A 26891-nucleotide genomic window follows, 5' to 3' on the forward strand; every position below is an offset into this window, starting at 1 on the left:
AAACATGGAATTCGGTGCAGTACTGCAGTGCAATCCTCCCGCCCAGCGGACGGTGGCACTGGCAAAGAAAGCCGAGGAACACGGGTTCGACTACGTCTGGACCTTCGACTCGCACCTGCTCTGGCAGGAACCCTACGTGATCTACAGCCAGATCCTGGCCGAAACCCGGTCCATCAAGGTGGGGCCCATGGTCACGAATCCGGCCACCCGGGACTGGACGGTGACGGCGTCCACGTACGCCACGCTGAACCAGATGTACGGGAATCGGACGGTGTGCGGGATCGGCCGCGGAGACTCAGCGGTGCGGGTGACCAACGGTGCGCCCACCACGCTAAAAACCCTTCGCCAGGCGATCCACGTGATCCGCGAACTGGCGAACTCCCGGCCGGTCGAGTACAACGGCGCTACGCTCCAGTTTCCCTGGAGCAAGGGGTCCGAGCTGGAAATCTGGGTGGCGGCCTACGGGCCGCTGGCGCTGAAACTCACCGGAGAGGTGGGGGACGGGTTCATCCTCCAGCTGGCGGACGTGGACATTGCCGAATGGATGATCCGCACCGTCCGGCAGGCAGCGGTCAACGCCGGCCGGGACCCGGACAGCATCTCCTTCTGCGTGGCAGCGCCCATGTACATCGGCACGGACCGGGAGCACATGCGCAACCAGTGCCGCTGGTTCGGCGGCATGGTGGGCAACCACGTGGCGGACATCGTGTCCAAGTACGGTTCGGATTCCTCCGTTCCGCAGGCTCTGACCGACTACATTGCCGGACGCCAGGGCTACGACTACAACGAGCACGGCCGGGCCGGAAACACCCACGCCGACTTTGTGCCGGACGAAATCGTGGACCGGTTCTGCATCCTGGGCACCGCCGAAGAGCACATGGAAAAGCTCGAGAAACTCAAGGCCCTGGGCGTCACCCAGTTCGCCGGATACCTCCAGCATGACAACAAGGAGGAAACCCTGCGCGTCTACGGGGAGACGGTGATTCCCGCCCTGCGGGACCACGTGGCTGCGAAGGCATGAAAACCGAATCACGACGACGGCGGCGCCCTTCCGCGGTCGCGTGGGGGATCGGCGGGGTGCTGCTGCCGGTCCTTCTCTGGGAGGCGTACAAGGCTGTTGGCCCTGCGTCCGGGGTCAGCGTCGGCGGCGTGCCGCTGCTGCCCCGGACCACGGACCTGGCCATGCCGCATGTCTGGACCATGCTCGAGCGGCTGCTGGCACCGGAATCCTCCGCCTCGGGCGCCGGACCCATGTGGCTGGCGGTCCTTCAGGCAGCCGGCTTCACGCTGGGCATCGCGGGGGCCGGCTGGCTACTCGGCGTCGCCGTGGGGCTGGGACTGGCCATGCTGATGCAGCGCTTCCGCAGCGCCAACTCGGCGCTGCTGCCCTGGATCATCCTGAGCCAGACGGTGCCGCTGATCGCCATTGCTCCGTTGGTACGGCGGTGGGGCTCGCAGCTCGAATTCGGTCCGTTCATCTGGGAGAACTGGATGTCCGTGGCCGTCATCTCCGCATACCTGGCGTTCTTTCCGGTGGCGATTGGTGCCCTGCGCGGCTTCGGTGCGCCGGAGAAGGCGCATGAGGACCTCATGCGCACCTACGCCCTCGGGTGGTGGCAGACGTTCCTGCGGCTTCGCCTGCCGGCGAGCGTGCCCTACCTGCTGCCCGCCTTGCGCCTTGCTGCCGCGAACGCGGTGATTGGCGCGGTGGTGGCGGAGGTTTCCATTGGCCTCCGAGGCGGCATTGGCCGCATGATCGTCGAATTCGCCGCCGCCGCGGGAGGTGATCCGGGCAAGCCCTGGGCACCAATCTTCGGAGCCGTGCTGCTGGGCCTGGCCGCGGTGGGATTCGTTGCTTTGATCGGCGCACTGCTGCGCCGTTACCGCAGAGGAGAGCAGGCAGCATGAATGGCAGAACCGATTCACTAACGACGCCGGAGGGCGGGGGAGCGGTTCCTGTCCCCGCGGTCCACGTGGCCGGCGTCCACCGCGTCTTTGGTTCCCCGCGCAGCCCGGTCCAGGCCCTGCGGGACGTCAGCCTGAGCATCGCGGAGGGGGAGTTCGTTTCCCTGATCGGACCCTCAGGCTGCGGCAAGAGCACCCTGATGCGCCTGGTGGCGGACCTTGATTCGCCCACAACCGGAAGCATCAGCGTTTTTGGCAAAAGCACACGTCAGGCACGGCTGGACCAGGACTACGGCATTGCGTTCCAGCAGGCAGGGCTGCTGCCCTGGCGAACCGTGCGCGGCAACATCGAGCTGCCGCTGCAAACCCACGGCGCCGCTCCTGCGGCCCGGCGGGCGCGGACCGATGACCTGCTGGACATGGTGGGACTCTCCGAGTTCGGCGGGCACTACCCGGACCAGCTCTCCGGCGGCATGCAGCAGCGGGTGGCCATCGCCAGGTCCCTGGCCGAGTCCCCGAAGCTGCTGCTGATGGATGAGCCGTTCGGAGCGCTGGATGAGATGACTCGGGAGAGGATGCAGAACGAACTGATCCGCATCTGTGCCGAGACGGGCTGTGCCGTCGTGTTCGTTACGCACTCAATCCCGGAGGCCGTGTTCCTTTCCGACCGGGTGGTGGTGATGTCGCCGCGGCCGGGCGAGATCCGAGAGATCGTGGACATTACTCTTGGTACGGCCGGCGCCCGCGGTGCGGGACTGCGCGAGGAAACTTCTTTCTACGACGCGATCCGTTCAGTGCGCGAGGCCCTGCACGGGTCTGAGCCGGCGGCGGTCCGGGGAGCAGAAACCCGATGAGCGGGATCGTCCAGGACCCGCCCGCCGCGCCTGCAGCGGGAGTGCCGCCGGAAACCCGCGGAGCAGCCGGAATCGATCCGGGACGGTTCTCCGGACTGGGCCGCCATGTTGCCGCTCCGCTGCTGCTCGGGGCCGCAGCGCTGATCCTCTGGCAGGGCGTCGTCTGGGTGCTGGAAATCGAGCCATTCATCGTCCCGGGGCCGCTGGCGATCGTGGAATCCTTCGCCGACAACGTCGCGAACGTCATGGGCGCCGCCGTCGTCACCGGGGTGAACGCCGCCGTCGGGCTGGTGCTTGGAGCCGTGCTGGGGGTTGCTGCCGCTGTGGCGGCCGCAGCCGTCCCGGCCCTGGACCGGCTCGCCGCACCGGTGGTAGTGGCACTCTCCGTCATTCCGATCGTGGCGCTGGCTCCGGTGCTCTACACCATGTTTGGCGCGGACCAGCAGGCTACCCGGCAGGTCGTGGCCGGCATCGCCGTCTTCATCCCCGTCTACGTCAATTCGCTGCGCGGTTTCCGGCAGGTAAAGCCCGTGCACCGGGACCTGATGCGTTCCTACGCCGCAGGGAAATGGCAGATTACCCGCAGCGTCACCCTGCCCAGCGCCGTGCCGTACATGTTCACGGGCCTGCGGATCGCGTCCTCGCTGGCCGTCGTGTCGGCGCTGATTGCCGAGTACTTCGGCGGGCCGGTAGGCGGCCTTGGCAAGTCGGTGACCTCTGCGGCGTCGAGCAGTAATTACACGCTGGCCTGGGCCTACGTGCTGGGCGCCGTCCTGCTGGGGCTGCTGTTCTACGCGGTGACCGCAGCCCTGGAGAAGTACTTCTCCAGGCACACCGGCGGCTCCTGAATCCGGCGCCGTGCCTTAGATGTTCCACCCGCACCACTTCGTCCGCACCAACCGCCCGTATGAGGGGAAGCACATGAACACACAAAGGAAACCGCTCACCATCCTCGCCTCCGGCCTGGCAGTCACCGCCCTCGCGCTGGCCGGCTGCGGCGGAGATTCCGGGGACGGCTCTGCCGCTGCCGACGAGCTCACCCCGGTGAAGCTGCAGCTGCAGTGGTTTGCCCAGGCCCAGTTCGCCGGCTACTACGCCGCGCTGGACCAGGGCTTCTTCGAGGAGGAGGGCCTCGACGTCGAAATCCTGGAAGGCGGTGCGGACATTGTTCCGCAGGATGTCCTGGCTTCCGGAGACGCCGACTACGCCATCTCCTGGGTTCCCAAGGTCCTCGGCTCCATTGAGCAGGGCGCAGCGATCACCAACGTGGCGCAGATCTTCGAACGCAGTGCCACCCTGCAGGTGGCCATGGCGGACGCGGGCATTGACGGTCCGGAGGACCTCGCCGGCAAGAAGGTTGGGTCCTGGGGCTACGGCAACGAATGGGAGCTGTTTGCCGGTATGCAGCAGGCCGGCGTCGAAATCGATGACATTGAACTGATCCAGCAGGCCTTCGATATGAACGGTTTCCTCGCCGGGGACATCGATGCAGCGCAGGCCATGACGTACAACGAATATGCTCAGGTGCTGGAGACGGAGAACCCGGACACCGGAGAGCTCTACCAGCCGGAGGACCTCACGGTCATCGACTGGAACGAGGAGGGCACCGCGATGCTCCAGGACGCCATCTGGGCGGATACCCAGCGGCTGGAGGATGACGAGGAATACCAGAAAACCACAGTCGCCTTCATCAAGGCGGCCATCAAGGGCTGGGCGTACGCGAAGGACAACCCCGAGGAAGCGGCGGAGATCGTCACCGGGGCCGGGTCCACGCTGGGCACGAGCCACCAGCTCTGGATGACCAACGAGACGTCCAAGCTGATCTGGCCGTCGACCAACGGCGTCGGCCTGATCGATGAAGATGCGTGGGAGCAGACCGTGGACATCGCCCTCGGCACCAAGAACGAGACCGGTGCAACGATCATCAGCGAAGAGCCGCCCGCCACGGCCTGGACCAACGAGTACGTGGAGGAGGCACTGGCCGAGCTGGAAGAGGAAGGCGTTGACACCAAGGGGGCGGACTTTGCACCCCTTGAGGTTGAGCTCCAGCCCGGAGGTAACTGACCCCGGTTTGATTGCATTCCGTCCTGGCCGGCGCGCTGCTTCCTTTCGTGGACCGTTGAATGGTTCGGACTGATGGCGGTGTGCCGGCCGGGGCCGTTTTGCAGTGCGGGCTGGACCGGGAGGTCCCAGGGTAGAAGGTGTCGCGTTTGGGCTCCCCTCACCGCGAATCAATGCGGGCGGGGTATATGCGACTCCAAAAGCTGGATCGTTGGGTTTCCGGTATTTCTGGAGCGTTGGTGCGGTGAAGGACCCTTACGGGCACGTCCGAGCGTGCCCACTTGAAAGGGAGCAGGTACGTGGAAACGTATATTGCTAACTTGGAGACGAGAGTCGATTTCGTCTCAAAGTACGCAAATGCTGTAAAGAAAATCTAATTCACACTAGTTTGATTCTTGACATTTCGCAGGGATGCACGCATGCAGAGCTATGGTAATTCATGGCGTGGTACGGGTACCCAAACGACCACTTGGTAGACATCGTCTATGGCGAGGTGAGCCACAACATCGTCGGTCGGATTCAGAGTCTGCTTCCCTACTCCACGCCCCTGAAGGTGAACCGAGCCTTCTTACTCATGCTGCCTCCTTTGATAATCGAACGACGGCGAATCGCTCACACTGTCAGCCACCGTGGCAGTTGCAGCTGCTACGACCTCTTACTTGTCCGAGAAGAACGGAAGGCCGCTCCCTGGAGGGAGCGGCCTTCCCCCTGGCTACTGGTTGACAGCTATTGACCGGAGGGATCCGTGTCTTCCAATTCGACTGCCAGCATCAGAACTGACAGTTGTGGATCTGACCAGAAGGCGTCGAGGGTGATGCCGTGCTTCTGTCGGTGCCAGGCAAGGCGAGGAGCGTGAGCCATGCCTTTCTCTTGGGCCGGTTCGCCTAGTACACGAACTAGTTCGCTCCTGTACAGCTCAAGATGGCTTTCTATCTCGGCACGTGTACCACCAAAGGTGGCGATAACTCTGATCGAACTGCCGTCGATGTGCCACTGGCCCGTGAAATGAGTTCCAGGAGCATGGAAATCATAGCTAACCAGGTCCCCTGTGCCGCCTCGACTTCCGACATCAGTGTGAATGCCACGGATAGACAGGAAATCGATAATGCCAGCTTCAGAACTGGGACAGGCCGATTGGGTCAGGGCGTCAATGGTTTCCCTGACCTGGTCTGACGTAGGCCATTGCCGGGTATGGAACTCCATGGTGCCCATTTCGCCGTGATCTGCGGCTCAGCAAGCCTGTACCACTGGCTGTGCCAAGAGGGTCACGGGTAAATCTGGAACTGAGTTTGCACCATTCTTATGTGCCATTTGCAGTTCCCAGCGTATCTGGGGAGGGCACGTGGATGAGTAGTAGTACCCACATCTCCATACCCAGTTGGGTCCGTAGGCCGGCTTCATCTTGCTCATCAGCGATTGAAATGCGCCTCTGACTGCATGTTTGTCTCGAATGTCGTCCACTGGTAAGCGGCGGTTGAGACATCCGGCACAGCGGCACCGCTCGTCGCCGTAACCGGGTCCGCGACTGGACCTGCGGCAGACGACGGTGCGGCCGTCAGACCGGTCGCGAGCAGAACTGCAAATACTGCGAGAGCGGACAGGGCTTTAGATTTAAAAGATCGACGCATAATTCCCCCAAATATGACGTGGTCAAGTGTCGAAGGAGCATGACACTTCCCAGTCGAATCGTCAAGAGTTGAGCATCACTGTCGAATGTGCGTGATTGGGTCCGCGGAGAGGAGTCCAGTGTTTACCGCAGTTTCGTGTCCGAGAATGGGCACAGGAGAAATTCCTAATCATGGCACGCAGACGATCGAGCAGGTCATAGCTCACGTCCGACGAGGTCAGAAAATGCTCAACGACACCCGCTCAACGCCGAAGGCGCACTGCTATCCGGGGCTTTCGCGCTAAGGGACCGGCTAATGGGACCCCTCAAATGCTTATGTTCGGGGTGAGTCCTGCACCGTCCGCTAGGCTGGGGCCGTTGCACCGATGGGGTGTGGCAGCTGGTCAGGGGGGACCACCATTAACAGAAGACCGTCAGTAGGAATGATCGTCGTACTAGCGATCTTGGGTGGCTTTGTCCTTGGAATAGGAACGACGCCCATGTCGGATGAATCCGCTGCTGAGACCGGCACAGTTGTGATGGCTCCCATAGCGTCGATGGGGGCCTCGGGACTGACGGATGATCCTGCGACAGCGGTCTACGAATCGTTCATCGATTGTTCTGCCGATTAAGCCTCCGGTCCCAGCGCGGTCTTGGACCGGAGTGACCAGATCGGGCCGGAGAACAGCGTGATGGTTCCACCCGAGCAGCTCAGAGCCATGGGCCTGCCGGAATCAGAGGTCACAGCCCAGGAACACGTATGGAATGACTTGAGTCCCGAAACGCGCGAAGAGCAGTTGTGCCGTGCTGCTCAGCAGGACGATTTCACGGAGGAACCCCGTTGAACGGTCATTCTGCTTTTGAGGAGCTGGGTTGTCACTGGAGAGATCACGGCCTTTCGAATAACTCTGCAAGCTTGCAGAACCAAGGAATTCGCCGATGATGGATCACGGGGGCCGGTTTAGAACTCATCAACGACGAAGGCGCGCCGTGAAGCTCGCTATCAGTCTCCTTCTCGCCGCCTGGGTGGGATCTGTTGCCTTCAGCGCTGTAAATGAAGGGGCTGTTCCTCCCGTCTCGGAGTTCGGAAATATTCCCGCGCCCAGCAGGGCAGGAGAAGTTTCACAATTCTGTGGCTCCGGAGGCTGCTGGTGGGAAATGGACGTTGAAATCGAATCCCCGCAGACTGCAAGGTCTCTAGTTGCCGATCTGGGGCTGGCATGGGAACGTTGCGAGCCGATGAACGTGTGGACGTTGCGCAGGACATGCACCGGCCGTGTTGAAGGTGGTGGGGGTCTTCGGATCTACCTCCGGTCTGACTTCTTTCTGTCCTAAACGCGTCAAATTCCAGTTGGCCGACATGCCGTGTTCCACTCAGGGATCGGCTTACGCATCGGTTGCTAAGTGGATGCCCCAGAGAGCCGCAGCCGGGCGAACAGGAGTGGGCGAACATCATGCCGTGGGCGGCTTGACTGGTGGGGCTAGGCTTTGGACAATCTCAGAGGAAGTTCCCTGGATGCACCCTTCGGCAGAAGCAAGCCTGGCAATGCGGGAGGTTATTTTGTGGACGACCCGGAAGAAGGGCCGGCACGGATGCGTCAACAAGACCTGAGTCCCGCGCCCAGAGGGTCGTTCGAGAAGCTGCAAGACGCGAATGTTCCCACCTACCTCTTGATCGTTATTCTTGTGTCGCTGTTTTCACCTCTACAGGAATCGATAGGATTTTGGCCCGCCTTGGCTACCGTCGTTTTGGCAGGTTTCGCGGCATTACAGCTAGTAGAACTGCTCCTACGGCCGGTGAAGAGAAAGCGGCTTGCGTTGGATGCGGAGCAAGGACTCTTCGAATGCGCCCATCGTGAGGAAGGACCAGCGCTCAGGCAAAACTGGGCTTTAGGGTACGTGAAGGCAGAGCCAGGCAAAGTGCTATTTCAAGCGAAGACGGGCTTCACCGGTTCTGTGGCGGGCTCAGTCGAAATCTATTCCGAGCCGCAGCTTGTTAGCCCGGCGGTAAGAGCGCCGTGGACGGTTTTCCCAGGAGGAAGCGTCATTGTTTTGAGCACGAACAAGGGAAGCATTGAACTCGCTGCATCCGCATCCAGCCTGAGCCTGTTCACCGAACGAGCCCTGAACGGTGACTGAACTAGCTCGGCGATTCTCACCGCAGGGCCGCTACTCATTCTCATTCCGCCGTGGCCCGAAAGATGTATCTGACAATGGAGCCCATGCATACCATCCGGAGCCATCCCTTCCGGTTTGCAGGGTGGCGGCCAAGGTATCGAAGGCAGCAACAGCCTCGGCGTTGCGGGCAGGACCGGACGCACGGAATATCCGGGCAGGCGCGTCGTCCTCGTACGAGGCGAACTCGACGTCGTACCTCTCACCGAGTTCGTCGGCCACGCATTCTGCCAGCCGGTTGCCCTCAGCCGTAAACCGGTGGGCCGCCTCCGCGGACACCCACTCGAAGTCCTGGGTCATGGAAAGGTAATAGCGCTCTTCCCATAACTGGAGCGCGCGGATGAGTTGCTGCGTCAGGCCCGAGTCCTCATAGCTGACTGGGCCGCCGAACCAGAGCACCGTCCCGGCGTAGTCCGGGAACATCCGTACGGTTAGCCGGCGGCTCCTTTCCGGAGTTGTCATGTCAGGAGCCTACTGCCGCATTGGCACCGGTGCAGCCCGGCGATCTAAATCTCCGGGCAGATGTTGTCTGGGAGCGGTGCCCGTTAGCCGACCCAACACGAGCACCACCGCTGTCGTTGATCCCAAGATTGGGACCACTACAGATGCACCTAATACCGATATGGAGCTGAGGGCCGGGTCGACAGATAGAACCAAAGCCCAGCAGCAGCGCCCACGCCCCAAAGAAACGAGGACAAAGAACTCAAGGCCATTGATGTCCATCACGTCTACTCCCAGGTCATTGGTTTGCCCATCCTATGCTTTAGTGAACCGGGCCCTGACCGAGCACTTGGCAGCGGCGAACAACGCTGGGGCGTCCCACTGAGGGATCTGCTAACGCGATACCTTTCATAAAGCCGCAGCAGTTGATAGCACTACTCTGCAGGCGCGAACCTCAGCCGTCCCGGTTACGATGTCCCCGCTTCCGTTCCGTCAGCATCATGCTGATAAGCGCAGCGAAAACTACGAGGGGCATAAGCCCGGTAAGCACCGCTATGTGGCTAGGAAAAATCGCACCAGGAATGCCGAGGGCAGCAACAATCACGAACGCCGGCAGCATGAAAGAAAGCCGCAGTTTAATGTAAGTACCGATTGGTTTCGTCATGGTTGACTCTCTCCACTGTGCCGGCTCTGGTAGGACTGGCCCCTATGCGGTCGTATGTGCGGGAAATCTACCAGCTGATCGCCGTAACAGCCGCAGTAGCCTCTGTCGCGTGGTTCGTGTGAAGGTAGCGAGATAACGCGAACGTGGAATGGCACCCATACATCCGAGCTGTATGTAAGTGAGTGACAGCTTCCGTGAGGGCGTCTCGCTCAAGGATCCCTAACCGGGCGCAGCCGATGGCTGCTGAGGGTGCTTAAGCTCTCGGTCTATCTGCACTCTGCGCGATGCGGTGTTCGTAGGCTGCATTGCGCTCCCGGTGGCAGAGCCCAATTTGCAGCATGGGAGCCTGCAAGACGTGCGGGTACAGCTCGACAAAGGTGTCTCGTATCGCCCAGTCAGCGGATCGATAAGCTGATGGGCCTTTCTGCTCTGTAAGCGGCTGTCCGTACAAGCCGATGAGTCCGTTCTTCACAGCATCGTATCCGGCATCGACAGCTGTAATGACGTTCCGGGCATTCGCGTAGGTGAAAAAGTTGAGGCTGAAGAGGGATCCGTCTATGGCCGCCCATAGAGCATTAATGGTCGCGATACGGGGTATCACGAAGGCCCCTCTGGTCACGCCTAGTAGCGTCTCGTCATCAGAACCGCCGGAAGGCCCAAGCTCGCATCCAAGGCGCTCAAAGTAGTTGCGGGGCTGCTCTGTTCCTAAGGGCCAAGGAGTCTCAACGACGGCTTGGATGAATTCCACGATGACACCCGGATTGGGGTTGAGGGACTCTTTGCGTCCAAAAGGCGTGTCCATGGCTGCACCCTACCCCTCCCCGTTGGCGCGCGTGGTGTCGCGATCAGGGGTCCCTCAGCGGGTCACGCCGACCGTTCCTGCATACAGGACGTACGATTGCTCGCCATACGGGCGATCAATGGCTAGATTGTCACCACCGGCCAACCTGTGGAGAGGCCGCTAACAACCTCGGAGTACAGCTATGGCAAGTGGCCGCAGGCGATGGAGATACCGTGATCCGTCCTGGCTTCAAATTGGTCTGCTGTACCTGCTAGCGATTATTTTTGCCTTCGACCCAACTCCTACTCGAATGGCCTACGTATTGGTTTTTGCTTTCTTCGTGACGGTTCTCGTTGTAGTCAAGGTGATGAGGAAGTCAGGTCACCAGACAAATGCAGATGACCAATTCCGCTCCTGATCACCGTGCCGGGAGGTGTCCCGCTCAGGGATCCCTTACTGCGGCACCTAGGCATGGAAACATGATGGGTGGTTCCCTGGAAACTGCCACGCAGCACAACGTCAGCACCATTCTGCAATGATCGGTCGACGAGCCTGTGAAAGCAGAGGAGATGCGTCATTGGAAGAATATCCCCCAGCCGCCGTCATTCGACAGCGCAGAATGAAATGTGTTGCAAGAGCGCTCTTCTTTCTGTCCGCGCTGGCGGTGCTGACGCCCCTTGTAGTTAGTCTCTTGGGTTACAACGTGGATCTGCCGCTTGGCCTGATCGCCACTTCTCTGCTGATAACGGGAATCATCTTCCAGACTCGGTCAGACCCGGTCTATGCCAGGACTCCACAGGACAGTGAGTAGTCCCCTTGCGGGAAGTTTACTGCGACGCTTCGGCGCTGAGGACGGATTCGGGACCCTACAAGCTCAGGACGGCACCCACAATGAGAACTGCACCTAGCCCGAGCAGCGCTATCCAAGCCTTTCTTTCACGGCCCAACGGTTTTCCTTTGGTTCGCGGGTGGCGCGCTGCCCAAAGTGCGCCGGCCACGATGAGCGCAACTCCGCCCAAGAGGCAGACAAAGAAGAGGATCGTGCCGTAGGTGTCCATCGCTTATGCATCGTACGGTGTCTGCGTCATTAATACCCCTGACAGCGTCTCGCACTGAGGGATCGGCTTACAGGGAGTCCGATCGACACAGGAAAGGCCGGCGTTAGGACACCGGCCTGGGGCTAGTATTTGGTCATGTCAGACGACCCCGCCCGTCGAGTCATCCGCCTGTTTCCTGACTACGGGCACCGGTGGCCACTTTGGGTGAAGAGCGCCCGCGGCCACCCGAGCAAATACACAATGGAGCCGGATGACTTCGGGTTGTCAGAAACCCTAACGGATCGTCTCCGCGCCTCGTACGACGCTTGGCATGCAGAGACCCTTTACGAGAACGATTGGAGTTCGCGCGCCAAGGAACGGGCTTGGAAGTCTGAGGGTGCCAGTGTCGCCGAACAGCTTCGATCAGAGGTCAAAGCCTTCGCTGACGTGGAATACGATGAGTAGCCTCACCGGCACCCCAGACGTCGTGCTCAAGGATGAGATCTGCGATGTTCAGACAACGGCTCCGCTGTTGAACTGAGCGCGCTTGGAGCGGCGTGGGACCCCGCGGGCCCAGAATGCGATCATGAGCCCCGCTGTCGCGGCTCCTCCTGCTTCAATCCAGGACGACGACCAAGTTCCTTCCGGAGTGGGAACTGCAAAGGCAAGCACCAGTACCGCGATCCCCAGCAAAACCTCGGCCCCAGTCTGGAATGGCCGGACGCGGTACGCGGGGTCGACCAGCCGGACGAAGGGGATGATCGGCAACACGAATAATCCAAGGCTGAAGACCACGAAGATGACGTTCAACGTGAAGATGACCAGACCGAGCGCCAGCAAGCTGAAGAACTTCAGAACCTGCAGCACGCGGAGTGGGTTTGCCGGTGTCCATCGGCTCAGCAGCAGCCCCCAGGCCGGCAGCCCAAGCAGCCAGCCACCGGCCCAGAGGCCGAAATCCAACAAGGCCAGGACCACGAGTAGGGTACCTGGCAGCAGGAATGCCGCGGCCTGTCGCAGCGAGGTGAGTCTTCCGGTCGGAAAGAAGATGCACGCACCGATCAGGAGATACGCGACCACGTACCAAGGCAGTAGCTGGATCACGGGCACCTGGGAAGATCCATAAGCGAGCAGTGTCAGCGAAACGACCATCACGCACACCCCGGCGAACGTCCACGGCCTGCGATCAAGGACTGGTGCAGCATCCCCCAATGTCATGAATCGCACTTTACTGCCTTTAGCTCCTCCGGGAAGCTGTTGGATTCCACGCATCGATTTCTGGGGTACGCCATGGTGACAGAGCTGTCCCAGTGAGGGATCCTAAATGGAACATCTCGACGCGTTGCGATCGTCGTATCCAACTCGGCATCGTGCGCGAAGAATTCCTCTTGAGGTTCCCGGACAAATAGAGCCGCTCGAAATCTTCGAAAAATCACTGAAGAGAATCCTGATGCCCACAGAGCTAAGATTTCAGGTTGGACGACGGGAGTATAGGACTGGAAGAGTCAGGCCGGGCCACTTACGCGTGCGATATCATCCCGTCAACGCATCGTGACCTACCGATGCTGCGCCTATTCCTTCCTTTTCGAGAGCCCTCTCTCGATGAGACCGAAAACATTGTGCGATGGTCCCGATACGTCTCCGTAGAAGATCAATCCGCTTCGCTGGATTGGTTTGAAGCGACCGCGGGGATGGCCCAGGAACAACCATCCATTCGCGGTCTCGTCTCCTGCATGGGCGAGCTGGATGAGGAAACTGCCAATGCGCTTCGTGACGCGATTGGCTCCATAAAGCTCCAATATCCTCGGTGGATGGGATACGCCGAAGCGCCACGGACGAACTCGCCAGGGCGAGTCTTCGGAGACGAATACTTCGAGGCACACGTAAGTTTTGACGATGCGATGGCCGGGCGAAGGGTCCCGGAGTTCGCATGGGATGCCGAACGGCGTCTTGCATGGGGTGGACGGCTGTATCCGGACTCTTTGATCGTGGCCGCCGAGCCATTCCTCTTTCGACAACTGATGGATGACCTTCGCCTCGACACTGTGCCGGTGAGGGCAGATCGAGATTTACTGCCCCGGAGCGCTGGCGACTGACCGCACGCCCGCTACCGGCTCCAATGGATCCGTAAACGCGCTGAGGGATCTCTCAGGGGACGCATGACGCGCGGGCAACCTCAGTGGCTTCCGGGGGTCCGCGAACGGGGTCCTGACTTTGGATGGCACAGCGTGGGTGGCTGGAGAACGTACTGCTGAACAGCGCTTCGACTGCGGATAGATTGCCCAACCAGATTCACTGATGGTGCCCGTTCGCGTTGGACGGGCACCATCTCATTGCTCCGCGAAGGAACGTCCGTAATCTAGGCCGACAGACAGAACATCCATCCGAGTGTTCGCCACCCGCTCAACATAATCAATGACGTCCCACCGCTTGAGTTCTCCGATGACGATGACAGGGCGCTGATACCCATTCACCTCCCACTTGGCATCCGGCAGGGTCACGCTCAGTACGTCTGCCAAATAAACCCCCAGCTCGGAAGCTAATGAGGCTTCGATCTGGCCTCGTTTCGCAATCATTGATTCGACCGCCTTGAGTCCCTCCACGTCAAAGGAAAGTGTGATGCCATGCGCCACACAGAGATCGTTGAGAGTGGCATATTCCCCTATGGTGAGGCGGTGCGTCACGGCGTCGTTCTTGCCTCGCGGCCGATAGTCAGCCTTATAGCTGACCACACCGGACTTGTTCGTCTGCTCCTGACCGTCGTCCATTTCGTGAACGTAACAAATAATGCCTCTCACGGCACGCTACCGAAGCTCCGCATTGAAGCTAAGCGGTTGAGAGCGATCGGTTGGACCATGGCTTCACGCATACCCGGGCCGTCGCCGATTTTGTCGATGGTTTCCTTGATGGGGTGATCATTAGTGAGGGCGGCACCCACGATGAGAACTGCACCTACCCCGATCAGCGCTATCCAAGCCTTTCTTTCGCGTCTCAACGGTGTTCCTTTGGTTCGCGAGTGGCCCGCTGCCCAAAGTCGGCCGGCCACGATGAGCGTAAGTCCGCCCAAGACACTGACTAAGAAGAGGATCGTCCCGTAGATGTCCAGAGGTAATGCACCGTACGGTGTCCGCGTCATCAGTACCCCTGACAGCGTCTCGCGCTGAGTATCCCTGACTGGCACACCTTCCAGCTTCCTCCCTTGGTATACGAAGAACGAGACAGATACTGCGGGCGTTTCCGGTCGCGGCTGCCGGTGTCTCTAACACCACCGTTTCTGGGCGACCTGTCGCCTGTGGGCTTGGAGACTGACTAGACGTTCACTTTCACTCGAAGCGACTATCCCCTGAGCGTGTCAGTGGCTCCTCGTAGGCTGCATGTATGAAGATGCTCCTACTCTCTAGATTCATCGGCGCCATTCCCAGGTTTTTAAATACCCCGAGTCTTGATGCCCGCGCAGCCACACGCATCGCCTACATTGATGATGCCTCCGTACCTCTAGGGAGCGCGCCCTTCATCGAACGCGAACGCCTCCAACTTCAAGAACTGGGATACTCCCTAGTGCCCGTAAGAATCGGCCAGGGAACTGCAGCTGACCTTGCCGCTGTGCTCGATACGGTGAACGCGATCTATGTTTCCGGCGGCATGGCCGACTACCTTATGGCGACCCTGCGACGCGTCGGTGCCGACACAGTATTGATTGAACGGATTCGAGCAGGGCTGCCTTACATGGGAGCGAGTGCCGGAGCGATGATTATGGGGAAAAACATTGAGCCGGCGATCGCTCTCGACGGACACACCGAGGGAGTCTCTTTAGACAACTGCAAGGGGCTTAGCCTGGTAGACGCAGTGATTCTGCCCCATGCTGATGGGCTATTGCCTCCCTACCCGCCCGAAACGATCACCGCGGTGGCTCACCAATTCGAGGGCACACCCGGACTGATGATGCTGGCAGATACCGAAGCACTTCTCGTCGTAGACGGAAATATACGCTGCGTCGAATCCTCTGAAAACGAGTAGGCGTTATGGGGTGATTGCTGAGCAGCAGGATCAGCTGTGGGAAGTGGCGACGTGGAGACTCTTTACGGCCGATCGCCAGGAACCTTCGTAAGAATACTAAGCGGGTGAGGATCCTCCTACTGCAGTCCTGTGGTACTCGGTTGTCAGCATCGAAGCGTAGAGTCCGGCACCTGTCGATGGCTGGCAGGGAGGAAACATCCCCGGGGATAGCCGGCGCTACTCAGCCGCGGTCATCTCTGAGAGCTGGTGCGTGCTGGCGAAGCTGCAGCGTCTGGATGTTACCCAAACGCTGGTCAGTGTGGTGGCCTCTAAGTCGAAGCGGGACTGGTTACCGAAACAAATTTTGCCGCAGCGGCCATAGGGGTCCGCGTCGCACGGTTCGTTCGGCAGCAGCGAAACGACATATTGGCGCGACCGAGGCAAGGGCACCGGACATCCCGGGCTATGAGTTGAACCGTCCGGGCCGAAGGATCCCGTCCGCACGTTGCCAGGGCAGGGGGTGTCGCAGACAAGAACAAGCGGGCACTGGCTGGGGACGCGCAGCCAGTGCCCGCAACGCTACGGCTGAACGTCTCCCGGCGGCGTCGTGGACGTGCGGCCGCTTCGCCATATGATGGCGGCGCCCGACGCGATGACCAGGCCGATTCCGGCTACCGCCGAAACCGGCAGTTCCTGGCCCAGCGCCAGAGCGCCGACGACGGCGGCCGCCGCCGGATCAACGGCAAACAACGTCCCGACAACACGCGGAGATGTGAGCTTTGTGGCCAGGAAATCCAACGTGTACGCCAGGGCAACTCCCAGTAGGGCCGATATCAGCACAGCCACCCAGTCTGCGGTGTCCAGCTTCGGCACGGCGGGCAGGGAGAACGGTGACAGCAAAAGGGCAGCAACCCCCACTGACAAAGCCAGTCCCTGAATGCCCGCGCTGTCCTGACCGACCCGGCCTGCCATCAGCGTGTAGGTTCCGAACGCGACCGCGGCCCCGAGTCCGAACAGGACACCGAAGCCGTTGGGGTCGGTTTGGACGCCCGCGACGGCGGCGACTCCCGCCAGGGTCAGTACCGGCAGGCACCTGTCAATGAGACCCTTGGCTCCGAGGCTGGCCACGGCCAGCGGGCCGAGGAACTCGAAAGTGACCGCCAAGCCAAGTGGAATACGTTCAAGGGCGCTGTAAAGCAGGACGTTCATGGCAGCCATAGCCGCCCCATACAGCAGGATCCCGGACCAGGCCCGCGAGTCCAGCCTCCGTATCCGGGGCCGGGCTATGGCGAGGAGGAGGAACGCAGCAAGCCATAGCCGGAGCCCGCTCGTGGCGAGGGGACCGGCAACGGCAAAGACGCCGCTGGCCAGAACCGAGGATATCTGGATGCTGATCGAACCGATGATGACGCAGGCTGCGCCCGTCAGGGCGCGCGAACGAGAGGAGAGATTGTGGAACACGATAACCATTTCTGGGCAGACCGAAAGACCGGTCGTTGACAAGGAAGTCAGACGACAGGCAGCCGCTCAGAAAAGAATGGGAAGAATCCGCGATGCCTGTCAGCGGTGCGCGGACGGTCCTCGGCGGGCAGAACAGCCCAGGTTGCTCATCGGGTCCATAAGGGGAGCGTATTAGTGGAACAGGTTCAAGGCCAACTGTGACTGGCACCGCCGGGAGTGTAGCTGTGCTTACCTTGCGCAGCGCGTGCTACGGGCTCCGGCCATACGGTCTGTTTAGTTTGAGGGTACGTACGCTTCGCAGCGGGACTGGAGTTCGCTGGCAGCTGAGGTCCAGGTATCCACGTTCAAGTTCCACGACACGTCCGGGTTTTCGGCTTTCCGGAGGACGTTCTCGGTGGGGGAGGAGAACTCCTTCAGGAGCTGGGAGATGTCCTCAGGCGCGGCTTCGGAGATTTCCTGGAGTTCGCCGTGCAGCGGGCGCGCATCCTCCGCGCTTAGGGCCATGCCTGATGTGCCATCACGGATTATCACGGCTGACATGACCTGACCCAAGGGGCCCTGCCCGTCCGGGCCGAGGAGTTCCACGCACGACTGCTCTTCAGTAGCCCGAACGGTTTGCGGACTGGGGGATTCCGCACTCCCCGTCGGTGTTGTCGTAGACGTAGCCTGCCCAGCCGCAGCACCTGCGGTGGCTGTACTGCATCCTGTAAGCAGCAGTAGTGCGAACACAGGGCTGATGGCAATTTTTCTCATGGGTCCCCCGCGAGTGATAAATGGTGGTGACAATCTAGCCGCTGGTTGTCCCGGCGTCGACCACTTTGCGCGCCGGTGGTTGAGAAATCCGCTGCCGTGCCTCCGCTGCTCGGTCCTGGAGCGCGGCAACGACCTTCTGGACCGCGGTCCGGTGGAGAGCTTCGGGACGGCAGAGAATATCAACGTGCCTGGTGAGCTGAAGTCCGTCGAGGGGTTTCAGGACAACTCGGCTGCCGGGTTGGGGCGCTGCCGTGTGGCGGGGCATCAGTGCTACGGCGTCGCTCGCAGCGACGATGGCGGCTGCCGTGGAGAACTCGTTGATCCGATGCGAAATGTTCAGGGGCCGGCCCGCGTGGACGGCGATGCTGTCAAGAGCCGAGACCAGCGGGTAGCCGTCCTGCACCGATATCCACTGCTGTTCCGCGAGGTCCGCGACGCGGACCGCTGCCTGGCCAGCGAGACGGTGCTGCTCGGACATGGCGATGTCCAGGGGTTCCTGCAGCAGGGGAATCACCGTCACGGAGGACGGCCAGGGCGGGCTGTGCTGCAGCCGGTGTGCCACGACGAGGTCGAAGTCAGCCGTCAGGGCGGGAAATTCATCCTGTCCCACGTCCCGGTCATGGCAGAGCAGGCGGGGATTATCCGCACCGGCAAGATCAGCCAGCAGCGGGCCGAAGAAGGCCAAAGCGGCACTGTTGAAGGCACAGACCGTCACGGACGCCGTCGGGTCCTGCACATAACGGCTCACGGCCTGTTCCGCAGAGCTCATTGCGACGCTGATCTGTGCTGCTGCCTCGGCCAGGGACCGCCCGGCACCGGTCAGCACCAGGTTCCTCCCTCGGCGTTCCGTCAGGGGAACCTCGACCCGGCGCTGCAAAGCGGTCAGCTGCTGCGACACCGCGGAGGGGGAGACATGCAGGGCCCGCGCTACTGCTGCCAGGCTTCCGCGTTCGCCCAATTCCCTGAGCAGCCGCAGCTGATGGATATCCATAAGCGAACACTAAACCATTGGTTTACAAACTGCCCTCTCGTCTAATCAAACCGGACGGGTGAGACTCAGTGGGTGCCCCCAAATCCAACCCCTCTCAAGTACTCAAAGCTCCCGGCTCCCGCGACGCGGAAGCGGTGCTCCGGCCCGGTGAGCTCTTTTCTCGTTGCCCGGCGCATTGACGGGTTCCTCCTTCTGGTCGCCGTGGTGTGGGGCAGCAGTTACCTGGCGGCGAAATCGCTCACCGATACTGCCGGTGTCACCGTCATCCTCTCCCTGCGATTCCTCATCACGGCTTCTGCCCTGTGGTTGATCTGGGTGATCCGCAGCCGGCGTACCATCGGGGGCCGCGAAGCAGCCGTCGGCGTCGTCCTCGGACTCACCCAGGCAAGCGTGCTGATCCTGGAAACCCACGGGATTGCCGGTACCAGTGCCACCAACGCCGGACTGATCATCAGTCTCGTGGTTGTATTCACCCCCATAACCGAGGCCATCGTCTTCCGCGCGAAACTGCCGCGCATGGTCTTGGGCGCCGCGGTGATCGCCGTCGTCGGGGTATGCCTGCTGGTTTCCGGGGACGGTTTTGCGACGCCGACTCCCGGAGACATCCTGATGCTCGCCGCTGCGGTGGTGCGCGCCATCCATGTCACTGCCGTCTCCGGGCTCACCCGGGGCCGCGCCTACAGTCCGTTGAACCTGACGCTGGTGCAGAGCGCCGTCTGCGCCCTCGTCTACACCGTGGGCGATCCCACCGGTGTCCTCAGTGCCGTCCGAACGTTCACTTCCGCGCAATGGCTCGGTGTCCTCTACCTTGGCCTGGCCTGCAGCGTCTTCGCGTTCCTCGTGCAGACCTGGGCCATCCAGCAGACTTCAGCGTCCCGTGCCAGCCTCCTCATGGGTACCGAACCCATTTGGGCCGTGCTCATCGGACTCAGCATTGGTCAGGACACCCTCAGCCTCCCGGGCATCCTAGGCGCCACCCTCATTGTTGCCGGAACGTACCTCGGGCTGCGGGCCGAAACACGCCACCGAGTCCGGCTCCGACGCAACCGGCCGCGGCAGGGTCGGTTCCAGATTGGAGAGCCGGGTGGAACCGGTTAGCTGCGGGTTTGGCCGGCTTCGGAACCGGCGGCCGGAAGCCGGGAGCGGAGAACCGGCACTCCGGGGCCGTCGAGCTGATCCAGATAAGCGTCGCGGCCGGCCATGGCCATCACGAGGGCGAGCGTCGTCCCGGTGATGAGAGGACCCGAGCCCGCCGCGAACGGTCCGTCCTGTGCGCGTAACCGCAACCCGGCCGTATGGGTGCGGCTCTCAACCGTGAAGTTGCGCGACGCGAAGAATTCGGCCACGGACGTCAGCGCCTCAACAGGGGCTGTGTGGGGAAGTCCCAGGGGCTGGCGTATGTCCTGGGCGTGCACGACGACCTCACCCAGGTAGGCCGCTGTATGCCCGGAGGGTGCCGTGGTGCTGGTGATGACGGCGCGGAAACGGGCGAGTGTCTCCACGGGCGTCTTGCCCAGATGCTCGGCCATTCGGCGCTGGTTGTGCACGTCGGGCCGGAACCGCGCGCCAACCATGCTGCGCAGCCAGCGCCACTGGTTCAGGCTGGCCGCGGCGGTGAGGTGGGCTGTGACTTCCTCGACGTTCCACTGGCCGCACAGAGTGCGGTGCTGCCACTGCACCGGGCTGAGGTTCGCCAGCGCGTCTGCCAGAACCTTTCGCTCGGCGTGTGCCAGCGCCCACAGATGGTCATGCTGTTTTTGCGGCATAAGAAACGCCCATTTCTTGTCGGTTTCGGGATTCGTTACTCGCTGCGTGTCTCAAACCGTACCTGGATCCACTTCAGTTCAGCGCGCGGCAAAACAGCGGTGACGACGCCGCCGCCTGGGAGGCGCGCACCGATGCCGTAAACGAACGGGTCGGTATCAACTTCCGCACCGGGGACGTCCGCGCCGTCGAGAATGGTTCGGGCCTGGCCGTTGACCATCCGTGCCGTGACAACGGGTGCGCGCTGATCCCAGGGTTCACCGCCGGGCCATAGCTCCTCCCGGTACTGGTTGGACAGAATGTGGTTGACGTGGTCTGCCAGGAGGTCCTGGAGCGAAGCGCTTGGCTCGCGCTGCCACGTGGTTCGCACGGCCTCCCACAGCTGGGGATAGCGCATTCGCTCCACCTGTTGAATCAGCCAGGCGGGCCGGGACCACGGCGGAACTTCCTCGATCGCTTGCAGCGTCTCGGCGTCGAGATCCGCGCGGTTCACCGGGTCCGACCTGTCGTCCGGATTGCGCCAGAGGGTATAGGTGATGCTCGCCGTCAGTTCGCTGTACCCAGTCTCATCCAGAATGGAGTTCACACTGACGGAATCCGTGTCCTCCAGTGCCGGTTGGGATGCGAGGCCGACCACGGGGATAGGCATCAATGTCAGGCTTTTGGCCTCTTCGACCCGGGGGTCCGGTGCGTCTTCGGGAAGTATCCCCATCCATTCCATGCCCCACTATGGATCAACACGGTGAGCCTGTAAATGTCCCTCGTTTTTCCAGTTTACGTTTTGTCAGTCGGGGATCCGCCGGCGCCAGAACCAACAGCGAGCCGTCCTGGGCTAGGCTGGGGCCGTCGCACCGCTGGGGTGCGGGAGGCCATGGGGGACCGCCGTGAGAAGAAAACCGTCAATAGGCATGATTGTGGGAGCCTCGCTCGTGGGTGGCTTTGTTCTCGGGATCGGCACCATGCCCGCATCCGATCAATCCGTGGTCCACTCAGTCCGGCAGGCAACTGCTGCCGTGCCGGCGTCGGCGCCTTCAGCGGTGGCGGACGATCCCGCGACGGCGGTGTACGAACCGTTTGTCGCATGCTCCGCCGATTACGTTGATGGACCGGGTGCTGACCTGGACCGGGGCAACCTGATCGGCCCGGAGAACAGTGCGATGGTTTCCCCCGAACAGCTGATAGCCATGGGTATCCCTGCAGCCGACGTCGGGCTGCAGGCCCGGGCGTGGGAAGAGCTCAGCCCAGAGCAGCGCGACGAACAGCTGTGCCGCGGCGCCCGGCAGACCCCGGCCGTCGTGGAGTCCCGCTGATCCACAATTCCGGATCTGTGCAGGAAGCCCCCGATATATCTCGTCTCCGAACCCTCATTTCCTACGTATTGACCGGCGGGACGGCTGTGTAAGACTTCGCGGATGAACGGGCCCCGGAGGAACAGCGCAACAAAGACCTGGATACGGCAGCATCCATACCTGGCCGTGGTGCTGGGTTACGCGATCTTTCTCGTGGTGGTCACAACCGTAGTGGGCCTTACTAATGGATCCCTGGACGTTGCCGAAATACTGTTCCAGGCGCTTATGTATTCCCTGGTCTACTGGCTCCCCGCATTCTTCCAAGCGCGGACCGTTCGCAGGACCAAGGAGCGGCTCGATGCACACGGACAGTCAAAAGCGTATCTTCGCTACCCGGATGCGCGGCCGGGATCGCTCAGCGGAACATGGAACCAGGGAATTGCGACTCCCGCTGAGGGGTCCCTGCGCTTCCAGCCCGCCGTTTATGACAATTTGGAGCCATCCGGGCGCGCAACCGACTTTGTGGTCCAGGAAGTACTTCCCGAACGCCGGAAGGTCCGGCGCAATGAACGGAAGTATCTCTGGGACGTCGGGTATGAAGTGGTAACCCTGCTCACTGACAAGGGGAGGGTGCAGGTCGCCGCGAGTCCGGAAACTCTGGACAGTCTCGTCGAGCTCCTGGCATCCGGTCCCGGAACCCCGTCCTGAGCGTCTGGGATGCGGTAGCCGACACACTGATGGTCAAACACACTTTACGTACAGGTCGCTTGACAGTACAGTGTCCTTGACAGCTGGTTGGACCGAGGAAAGGCGAACAGATGAGCGTTGAAGACACCCGGAACAAATGGGGCCGTGCGCGGTTCGGCGGCAGGACTTCCCATTTGATGGCCGCTTCGCTGGCCATTGCCGTCCTCGTGTCCGCCGCGCTGGGCTGGCTGTTCATGGTGCTGCGGAACGGAGACCGGCCGCTGCTGGCGTTCGGCATCATGGCAGTCTTTACCCTGCCCATCGCGGCGGTGCTGGCGTGGGTAGTGCTCGTGGACCGCTCGACCATCCCCGGTGCACTCAAGAAACCCGAAGACTCCGTCGAGTCCGTGTGGTATGACAAAGCCGCCAGCGGCGCGTTCACCGACATCCTCCTGGTGGGCGGACTGGGATGCGCAGCACTCACGTTCCTTGGCACCGAAGGTACGGCAGGCCTGGTCCTGGGCGGTGTGGTTGCCTTCGCCATGCTGGACTTCGGCGTGCGCTACCTTTGGCAGAAGAAAACCGCGGCCTGATGGAGAACTCACTGACCCTCCGCCGATCGGAGCGTGGCTGGTCACAGCAGCACCTCGCCGACGAACTTGGCGTCTCGCGGCAGACCATCATCTCCATCGAAAAGGGCCGTTACGACCCCTCGCTGCCGCTTGCCTTCAGGCTCGCCGCCGTCTTCGACTGCCGGATCGAGGACCTGTTCATCCCCGAGCAGGTTTCCTCCGGCTGAGCCCGCGCAGCTCCCGAAAGGCCCCAATGGCCGAAAGACTCCCGACGTCCCGAAAGGCCCATCGATGCCTGACCCAATCCTTCCCTCTCGCCTGCCGATCGCCGCAGCACCCATGGCCGGCGGACCAACAACGACGGCGCTGGCCTCAGCCGTTGCCGACGCCGGCGGGTTTGCGTTCCTGGCCGGCGGCTACAAGACGCCCGCTGCCCTCGCAGCGGAAATCAGCGAACTCCGGGCCGGTGGATACCCATTCGGCGTGAACCTCTTCGTTCCGTCGCCGGACCCCGTAGATGAAGCTGCCTTTCGCGCTTATGCCCGGCGGCTGCAGCCCGAAGCGGACCGCTACGGGCTGACTCTTGGCGAGCAGCCGGTGGCCGATGACGACTTCTGGGAGGAAAAGCTTGAGCTGCTGATCCAGGATCCAGTCGACGTCGTCTCGCTGACCTTTGGACTGCCGGCAGCGGCGGACATCGCCGCGCTGCAGGGGGCCGGAACCACCGTCCTCGCTTCCGTGACCACCCCCGCGGAGGCACGCCAGGCACAGGATGCCGGTGCGGACGGGCTGATAGTCCAGGGGCCGCGGGCTGGGGGCCACAGCGCCACCTTCGACGCGGACCGCCAGATCAACGAGGTATCCACCGCAGACCTGGTCAGGGAAGTGCGGGCAGCAACCGGTCTGCCCGTCATCGCCGCCGGCGGTGTCGACGGTCCTCAAGCAGTCCAGGCCCTCCTGGCTGCCGGTGCGGACACTGTGGCCGTGGGAACCCTGCTGCTGCTGGCGGACGAAGCCGGGACCTCACCCACCCACCGCTCCGCACTGGCCGGCAGCGAGTTCTCCGAGACCGTGCTTACCCGCGCATTCACGGGCAGGCCGGCGCGGGCGCTGCGCAACGGATTCGCCGAACGTCACGGCGGTTCCGCCCCGACTGCCTATCCAGCGGTACACCACCTCACGCGGGAACTGCGCCAGGCGGCCGGCAAAGCGGGCGACGCCGACACCCTGCACCTGTGGGCCGGAACCGGCTGGCGGAACGCGCCGCAGCTTCCCGCAGGGCAGGTCATCGCCTGGCTCATGGAACACGGTAGCCAAACTCACGCGCCGGCGGAGGAGAGCCGGAATAGTCCGGACCGCCCTGGCACCCTAGGCTGAAAGAAGGATGCGGCCCGCCGCGCCTGCCCGTTGAACTTCTGAGAGGACCGTCTTGAGCAAGCTGCCCTGCGCCGAACTCCACCTGCACATTGAGGGAACCCTGGAACCGGAGCTGATCTTTGACCTGGCCGCCCGCAACGGCATCGAGCTGCCCTACGCGGATCTGGACGAGCTCCGTGCCCGCTACGAGTTCACCGACCTGCAGTCCTTCCTTGACCTCTACTACGCCAACATGGACGTCCTCCGCACCGAAGCGGACTTCGCGGACATGACCCGTGCCTACCTGGCCCGCGCTGCAGCGGCCGGAGTGAGGCACGTTGAAGTGATGGTGGACCCGCAGGCGCACCTGGCCCGCGGCGTCGCACTTGAAACCTGCATCCAGGGCGTGGCCGCCGTGCTGGAGACCTCCGAGGCGGAATTCGGGATGTCCACGGCGCTGATCGCAGCATTCCTGCGCGACCGCCCGCAGGAAGAAGCCTCCAGGGTCCTTGCAGACCTGCTGGCCATGAACGCGCCTATCATCGGCATCGGCCTGGACTCTGCGGAGCTCGGCAACCCGCCGGAGAACTTCGTGCCGCTCTATGAGCAGGCGCGCGCCGCCGGCCTCAAGCTCGTGGCGCACGCGGGGGAGGAGGGTCCTTCCCACTACATCGAGCAGGCCCTGGACCTGCTGCTGGTGGACCGGATCGACCACGGAATCCGCTGCATGGATGACCCGGAACTGGTGGCACGGCTGGAGCGCGAGCAGGTTCCGCTGACCATCTGCCCGCTGTCCAACGTGCGGCTGCAGGCAGTTGATTCGCTGGAGAGCCACCCGCTGCCGCTGCTGCTTGAACAGGGCCTGAACGTGTCGGTGAACTCCGATGACCCGGCGTACTTCGGCGGCTACGTCGATGACAACTTCGCCGTGCTCCGCAGGACCTTCGACCTCAACCCGGCACAGTTGGCCAGGCTCGCCGAGAACTCCGTCACGGCGTCGTTCGCTTCCGCGCAGCGCAAGGCCGAGCTCTTCGCGGAAATCGAGGCCTGGCTTCTGGCAGAAGGTATCGCCTAGGCGGCCGGCCGGCCCCTCCCGCCGGCATCGCCCCGGCCGCGGCGGAAGGTCAGCCGCACTATGGCACCGGCGGCAATCGCCATCAGGCCCAGCGAAATATCCAGTAGCGGAAGCGAAAGCGCCAGCAGCAGGGCTCCGGCGATGCCGAGCACGTTGAGCACCCGCGGCGTGTACCAGTGCCGCTTCCGCAGCGTAAACGCGATGACTGCCGTGCCGCTGGCGTACAGCAGGCCGGTGAACGCGGCGACTCCCAGCAGCGTGGTCAGCGGGAACGCCAGGACCAGGGCAACAACGACGGCGGCACCTGCGGTTATGCCGGCCCACGGCACTGCGGGGCGGCCGCGCAGCAGCGCCCGCCGGCGGCCGAAGACCGGGGCCAGCTCGCCCTCCTCCGCCATGGCCGCGCCGATCCGTGCGCAGCCGGCGTTCAGGGCAGACAGCGCGCCCAGCCCGGCGGCAGCCGCAGCGATCAGCACTGCCCCGGTGCCCACGCCGCCGCTGAGCTCCGCCGCCGGAACCAGCAGCGGAGCAGGCTCCGCCGCGAGCGACGCGGGCCCGAAGAAATCCAGCAGCGACTGGCCAAGCACCAGGTAGAGACCCAGGACGACGGCGATAGCGGCCGGCAGTGCGAGCGGAATGTTCCGCGCGGGGGAGCGGACATGCGGTCCCAGCGAAGCCAGATACCCGTAACCGATGAAGGCGAAGTAGAGCAGCGCGGAGGACTCAAGGAGTCCGGCAAACCCCGGCTCCGGCAGGGTCGCCAGCTTCGGGGTGCCGCCGGGAAGATCCGAGTTGAACGCCACCACGGCCACAAAGGCCAGCACCGCAACGACGAAGGCCACGACGAAGCGGGACACCCAGTCGCTGCGCGATGCGCCAAACAGGTTGAGGACCGCAGTCAGGACGACGGCGGCAACGGCTACCGCCACGGCGTGACCAGGTGCCAGATAGGTTCCCAGCATCAGCGCCGCCACCGCTGCCGCCGCCAGCCGAGAACACAGGAACACCCAGCCGGTCACGAACGCCGCCGTGGGACCGAGGATCACCCGCGCAGCCCGGGTGCCGCCGTCGTCGTAATTAGCCTGTCCCTCATTCAGCGCGGAACTGATCTGGTAAATCGCCACCCCGCAGGCATAGGCGACGACGGCGGCAATCACCAGGGGCAGGGCGAGCGACCCGCCGTCCGCGCTCACCGCGGCCGGGAAAACAATGAACACGCCCGCGCCGATGATCGAACCGATGCCTGCCGTGGTCGCGTCGTACCCGCCCAGCGGGCGTGCAGTGGCGGCATTGCCGGACAAACGGGCCTCCAATCGGTCAGCCCTTGGCCGGGAAGCGCGGGGAACACCGGTAAACTCGAAGAAGATCTCTACTCACAATGGGCGGAAACAGGTGGTTTCCGCAACCAATCGAAGTTGAAAGGACT

General features: G+C 62.5%; 27 protein-coding genes. 15 read left to right on the forward strand and 12 right to left on the reverse strand.

Features of this window, described 5'->3' with window-relative positions; genetic code table 11:
* The first annotated feature begins 4 nt into the window (after positions 1-4).
* The 5 genes from ACSLGO_RS12130 to ACSLGO_RS12150 all read left to right on the forward strand — a co-directional run bounded on the left by ACSLGO_RS12130 (position 5) and on the right by ACSLGO_RS12150 (position 4823).
* The gene (locus tag ACSLGO_RS12130; protein WP_091604476.1) at positions 5-1021 is read left to right on the forward strand and encodes a TIGR03842 family LLM class F420-dependent oxidoreductase; all 1017 of its coding nucleotides are present in this window, start codon (positions 5-7) and stop codon (positions 1019-1021) included.
* The gene (locus ACSLGO_RS12135; protein WP_152274551.1) at positions 1018-1908 is read left to right on the forward strand and encodes an ABC transporter permease; all 891 of its coding nucleotides are present in this window, start codon (positions 1018-1020) and stop codon (positions 1906-1908) included. The genes ACSLGO_RS12130 and ACSLGO_RS12135 overlap by 4 nt, the downstream gene beginning before the upstream one ends.
* Positions 1905-2759 carry an ABC transporter ATP-binding protein gene (locus ACSLGO_RS12140; RefSeq protein WP_152274550.1) on the forward strand — a complete coding sequence of 285 codons (855 nt, stop codon included), beginning with the start codon at positions 1905-1907 and terminating at the stop codon, positions 2757-2759. The genes ACSLGO_RS12135 and ACSLGO_RS12140 overlap by 4 nt, the downstream gene beginning before the upstream one ends.
* Complete coding sequence (locus tag ACSLGO_RS12145) at positions 2756-3607, forward strand: ABC transporter permease (RefSeq protein ID WP_436401198.1); 852 nt, start codon at positions 2756-2758, stop codon at positions 3605-3607. Before ACSLGO_RS12140 ends, ACSLGO_RS12145 begins: the two co-directional genes overlap by 4 nt.
* A 73-nt stretch (positions 3608-3680) precedes the next feature.
* Positions 3681-4823 (forward strand): ABC transporter substrate-binding protein, encoded by a 1143-nt coding sequence (locus ACSLGO_RS12150; protein WP_436401199.1) that lies wholly within the window; start codon positions 3681-3683, stop codon positions 4821-4823.
* A gap of 723 nt (positions 4824-5546) precedes the next feature.
* Here ACSLGO_RS12150 and ACSLGO_RS12155 read toward each other — a convergent pair.
* Positions 5547-6032, reverse strand: coding sequence for a hypothetical protein (locus ACSLGO_RS12155; protein WP_436401200.1), 486 nt, complete (start codon positions 6030-6032; stop codon positions 5547-5549).
* Between the two features lie 894 nt (positions 6033-6926).
* On the opposite strand from ACSLGO_RS12155, the gene ACSLGO_RS12160 reads away from it, so the two are divergent.
* Positions 6927-7058, forward strand: coding sequence for a hypothetical protein (locus ACSLGO_RS12160; protein WP_436401201.1), 132 nt, complete (start codon positions 6927-6929; stop codon positions 7056-7058).
* A 931-nt stretch (positions 7059-7989) separates the two neighbouring features.
* Complete coding sequence (locus ACSLGO_RS12165) at positions 7990-8565, forward strand: hypothetical protein (protein WP_436401202.1); 576 nt, start codon at positions 7990-7992, stop codon at positions 8563-8565.
* A gap of 30 nt (positions 8566-8595) precedes the next feature.
* Here the strand turns inward: ACSLGO_RS12165 and ACSLGO_RS12170 are convergent, their stop codons facing one another.
* The 5 genes from ACSLGO_RS12170 to ACSLGO_RS12190 form a co-directional block, all read right to left on the reverse strand.
* Positions 8596-9063, reverse strand: coding sequence for a hypothetical protein (locus ACSLGO_RS12170; RefSeq protein ID WP_436401203.1), 468 nt, complete (start codon positions 9061-9063; stop codon positions 8596-8598).
* A gap of 433 nt (positions 9064-9496) precedes the next feature.
* Positions 9497-9706: a hypothetical protein gene (locus ACSLGO_RS12175; protein WP_091604492.1), complete on the reverse strand. Its 210-nt coding sequence runs from the start codon at positions 9704-9706 to the stop codon at positions 9497-9499.
* Positions 9707-9959: 253 nt separating this feature from the next.
* On the reverse strand, positions 9960-10508 hold the full coding sequence (locus ACSLGO_RS12180) for a hypothetical protein (RefSeq protein ID WP_436401204.1): 549 nt from the start codon (positions 10506-10508) through the stop codon (positions 9960-9962).
* 1529 nt (positions 10509-12037) lie between these two features.
* A complete protein-coding gene (locus tag ACSLGO_RS12185; RefSeq protein ID WP_091604500.1) occupies positions 12038-12739 on the reverse strand; it encodes a hypothetical protein in 702 nt (233 codons plus the stop codon).
* A 1112-nt stretch (positions 12740-13851) separates the two neighbouring features.
* Entirely contained in the window at positions 13852-14289 is a 438-nt protein-coding gene (locus ACSLGO_RS12190) for a DUF6278 family protein (protein ID WP_436401205.1), read from the reverse strand.
* 610 nt (positions 14290-14899) lie between these two features.
* Between ACSLGO_RS12190 and ACSLGO_RS12195 the strand changes: the two genes are divergently transcribed.
* Positions 14900-15538: a Type 1 glutamine amidotransferase-like domain-containing protein gene (locus ACSLGO_RS12195; protein ID WP_325787456.1), complete on the forward strand. Its 639-nt coding sequence runs from the start codon at positions 14900-14902 to the stop codon at positions 15536-15538.
* A 558-nt stretch (positions 15539-16096) separates the two neighbouring features.
* On the opposite strand, the gene ACSLGO_RS12200 is transcribed toward ACSLGO_RS12195, so the two are convergent.
* The 3 genes from ACSLGO_RS12200 to ACSLGO_RS12210 form a co-directional block, all read right to left on the reverse strand.
* A complete protein-coding gene (locus ACSLGO_RS12200) occupies positions 16097-16978 on the reverse strand; it encodes an EamA family transporter (protein WP_436401206.1) in 882 nt (293 codons plus the stop codon).
* Between the two features lie 273 nt (positions 16979-17251).
* Positions 17252-17518 carry a hypothetical protein gene (locus tag ACSLGO_RS12205; RefSeq protein ID WP_377955446.1) on the reverse strand — a complete coding sequence of 89 codons (267 nt, stop codon included), beginning with the start codon at positions 17516-17518 and terminating at the stop codon, positions 17252-17254.
* Positions 17519-17765: 247 nt separating this feature from the next.
* Positions 17766-18722, reverse strand: coding sequence for a LysR family transcriptional regulator (locus ACSLGO_RS12210; protein WP_436401207.1), 957 nt, complete (start codon positions 18720-18722; stop codon positions 17766-17768).
* A 147-nt stretch (positions 18723-18869) separates the two neighbouring features.
* On the opposite strand from ACSLGO_RS12210, the gene ACSLGO_RS12215 reads away from it, so the two are divergent.
* Positions 18870-19820 carry a DMT family transporter gene (locus ACSLGO_RS12215; protein ID WP_436401208.1) on the forward strand — a complete coding sequence of 317 codons (951 nt, stop codon included), beginning with the start codon at positions 18870-18872 and terminating at the stop codon, positions 19818-19820.
* Here ACSLGO_RS12215 and ACSLGO_RS12220 read toward each other — a convergent pair.
* Positions 19817-20488 (reverse strand): maleylpyruvate isomerase family mycothiol-dependent enzyme, encoded by a 672-nt coding sequence (locus ACSLGO_RS12220; protein WP_091604524.1) that lies wholly within the window; start codon positions 20486-20488, stop codon positions 19817-19819. The two genes, ACSLGO_RS12215 and ACSLGO_RS12220, sit on opposite strands and share 4 nt — an antisense overlap.
* 35 nt (positions 20489-20523) lie before the next feature.
* The gene (locus ACSLGO_RS12225; protein WP_436401209.1) at positions 20524-21198 is read right to left on the reverse strand and encodes a hypothetical protein; all 675 of its coding nucleotides are present in this window, start codon (positions 21196-21198) and stop codon (positions 20524-20526) included.
* Between the two features lie 196 nt (positions 21199-21394).
* Here ACSLGO_RS12225 and ACSLGO_RS12230 point away from each other — a divergent pair, with 196 nt between their 5' ends.
* The 6 genes from ACSLGO_RS12230 to ACSLGO_RS12255 all read left to right on the forward strand — a co-directional run bounded on the left by ACSLGO_RS12230 (position 21395) and on the right by ACSLGO_RS12255 (position 25465).
* Complete coding sequence (locus ACSLGO_RS12230; RefSeq protein WP_433123727.1) at positions 21395-21796, forward strand: hypothetical protein; 402 nt, start codon at positions 21395-21397, stop codon at positions 21794-21796.
* 102 nt (positions 21797-21898) lie between these two features.
* A complete protein-coding gene (locus ACSLGO_RS12235) occupies positions 21899-22483 on the forward strand; it encodes a hypothetical protein (protein ID WP_436401210.1) in 585 nt (194 codons plus the stop codon).
* Positions 22484-22593: 110 nt separating this feature from the next.
* On the forward strand, positions 22594-23055 hold the full coding sequence (locus ACSLGO_RS12240; RefSeq protein WP_386887220.1) for a hypothetical protein: 462 nt from the start codon (positions 22594-22596) through the stop codon (positions 23053-23055).
* Positions 23055-23261 carry a helix-turn-helix transcriptional regulator gene (locus ACSLGO_RS12245; protein WP_325787445.1) on the forward strand — a complete coding sequence of 69 codons (207 nt, stop codon included), beginning with the start codon at positions 23055-23057 and terminating at the stop codon, positions 23259-23261. The genes ACSLGO_RS12240 and ACSLGO_RS12245 overlap by 1 nt, the downstream gene beginning before the upstream one ends.
* A gap of 64 nt (positions 23262-23325) precedes the next feature.
* Entirely contained in the window at positions 23326-24411 is a 1086-nt protein-coding gene (locus tag ACSLGO_RS12250) for an NAD(P)H-dependent flavin oxidoreductase (RefSeq protein ID WP_386916606.1), read from the forward strand.
* 52 nt (positions 24412-24463) lie between these two features.
* Positions 24464-25465 (forward strand): adenosine deaminase, encoded by a 1002-nt coding sequence (locus ACSLGO_RS12255; protein WP_263126897.1) that lies wholly within the window; start codon positions 24464-24466, stop codon positions 25463-25465.
* On the opposite strand, the gene ACSLGO_RS12260 is transcribed toward ACSLGO_RS12255, so the two are convergent.
* A complete protein-coding gene (locus ACSLGO_RS12260; RefSeq protein WP_436401211.1) occupies positions 25462-26766 on the reverse strand; it encodes an APC family permease in 1305 nt (434 codons plus the stop codon). The genes ACSLGO_RS12255 and ACSLGO_RS12260 overlap by 4 nt on opposite strands.
* Positions 26767-26891 lie beyond the last annotated feature (125 nt).

The sequence above is a fragment of the Arthrobacter sp. IK3 genome (assembly GCF_051337705.1).
Taxonomy (GTDB): domain Bacteria; phylum Actinomycetota; class Actinomycetes; order Actinomycetales; family Micrococcaceae; genus Arthrobacter_B; species Arthrobacter_B koreensis.

What these genes read in the sequence shown, in the direction of transcription:
- ACSLGO_RS12130 (WP_091604476.1), top strand. Translation starts at nt 5, where the DNA reads ATGGAATTCGGTGCAGTACTGCAGTGCAATCCTCCCGCCCAGCGGACG.
- ACSLGO_RS12135 (WP_152274551.1), top strand. Translation starts at nt 1,018, where the DNA reads ATGAAAACCGAATCACGACGACGGCGGCGCCCTTCCGCGGTCGCGTGG.
- ACSLGO_RS12140 (WP_152274550.1), top strand. Translation starts at nt 1,905, where the DNA reads ATGAATGGCAGAACCGATTCACTAACGACGCCGGAGGGCGGGGGAGCG.
- ACSLGO_RS12145 (WP_436401198.1), top strand. Translation starts at nt 2,756, where the DNA reads ATGAGCGGGATCGTCCAGGACCCGCCCGCCGCGCCTGCAGCGGGAGTG.
- ACSLGO_RS12150 (WP_436401199.1), top strand. Translation starts at nt 3,681, where the DNA reads ATGAACACACAAAGGAAACCGCTCACCATCCTCGCCTCCGGCCTGGCA.
- ACSLGO_RS12155 (WP_436401200.1), bottom strand. Translation starts at nt 6,032, where the DNA reads ATGGGCACCATGGAGTTCCATACCCGGCAATGGCCTACGTCAGACCAG.
- ACSLGO_RS12160 (WP_436401201.1), top strand. Translation starts at nt 6,927, where the DNA reads ATGTCGGATGAATCCGCTGCTGAGACCGGCACAGTTGTGATGGCTCCC.
- ACSLGO_RS12170 (WP_436401203.1), bottom strand. Translation starts at nt 9,063, where the DNA reads ATGACAACTCCGGAAAGGAGCCGCCGGCTAACCGTACGGATGTTCCCG.
- ACSLGO_RS12175 (WP_091604492.1), bottom strand. Translation starts at nt 9,706, where the DNA reads ATGACGAAACCAATCGGTACTTACATTAAACTGCGGCTTTCTTTCATG.
- ACSLGO_RS12180 (WP_436401204.1), bottom strand. Translation starts at nt 10,508, where the DNA reads ATGGACACGCCTTTTGGACGCAAAGAGTCCCTCAACCCCAATCCGGGT.
- ACSLGO_RS12185 (WP_091604500.1), bottom strand. Translation starts at nt 12,739, where the DNA reads ATGACATTGGGGGATGCTGCACCAGTCCTTGATCGCAGGCCGTGGACG.
- ACSLGO_RS12190 (WP_436401205.1), bottom strand. Translation starts at nt 14,289, where the DNA reads ATGGACGACGGTCAGGAGCAGACGAACAAGTCCGGTGTGGTCAGCTAT.
- ACSLGO_RS12195 (WP_325787456.1), top strand. Translation starts at nt 14,900, where the DNA reads ATGAAGATGCTCCTACTCTCTAGATTCATCGGCGCCATTCCCAGGTTT.
- ACSLGO_RS12205 (WP_377955446.1), bottom strand. Translation starts at nt 17,518, where the DNA reads ATGTCAGCCGTGATAATCCGTGATGGCACATCAGGCATGGCCCTAAGC.
- ACSLGO_RS12210 (WP_436401207.1), bottom strand. Translation starts at nt 18,722, where the DNA reads ATGGATATCCATCAGCTGCGGCTGCTCAGGGAATTGGGCGAACGCGGA.
- ACSLGO_RS12220 (WP_091604524.1), bottom strand. Translation starts at nt 20,488, where the DNA reads ATGCCGCAAAAACAGCATGACCATCTGTGGGCGCTGGCACACGCCGAG.
- ACSLGO_RS12225 (WP_436401209.1), bottom strand. Translation starts at nt 21,198, where the DNA reads ATGGGGATACTTCCCGAAGACGCACCGGACCCCCGGGTCGAAGAGGCC.
- ACSLGO_RS12230 (WP_433123727.1), top strand. Translation starts at nt 21,395, where the DNA reads ATGATTGTGGGAGCCTCGCTCGTGGGTGGCTTTGTTCTCGGGATCGGC.
- ACSLGO_RS12235 (WP_436401210.1), top strand. Translation starts at nt 21,899, where the DNA reads ATGAACGGGCCCCGGAGGAACAGCGCAACAAAGACCTGGATACGGCAG.
- ACSLGO_RS12240 (WP_386887220.1), top strand. Translation starts at nt 22,594, where the DNA reads ATGAGCGTTGAAGACACCCGGAACAAATGGGGCCGTGCGCGGTTCGGC.
- ACSLGO_RS12245 (WP_325787445.1), top strand. Translation starts at nt 23,055, where the DNA reads ATGGAGAACTCACTGACCCTCCGCCGATCGGAGCGTGGCTGGTCACAG.
- ACSLGO_RS12250 (WP_386916606.1), top strand. Translation starts at nt 23,326, where the DNA reads ATGCCTGACCCAATCCTTCCCTCTCGCCTGCCGATCGCCGCAGCACCC.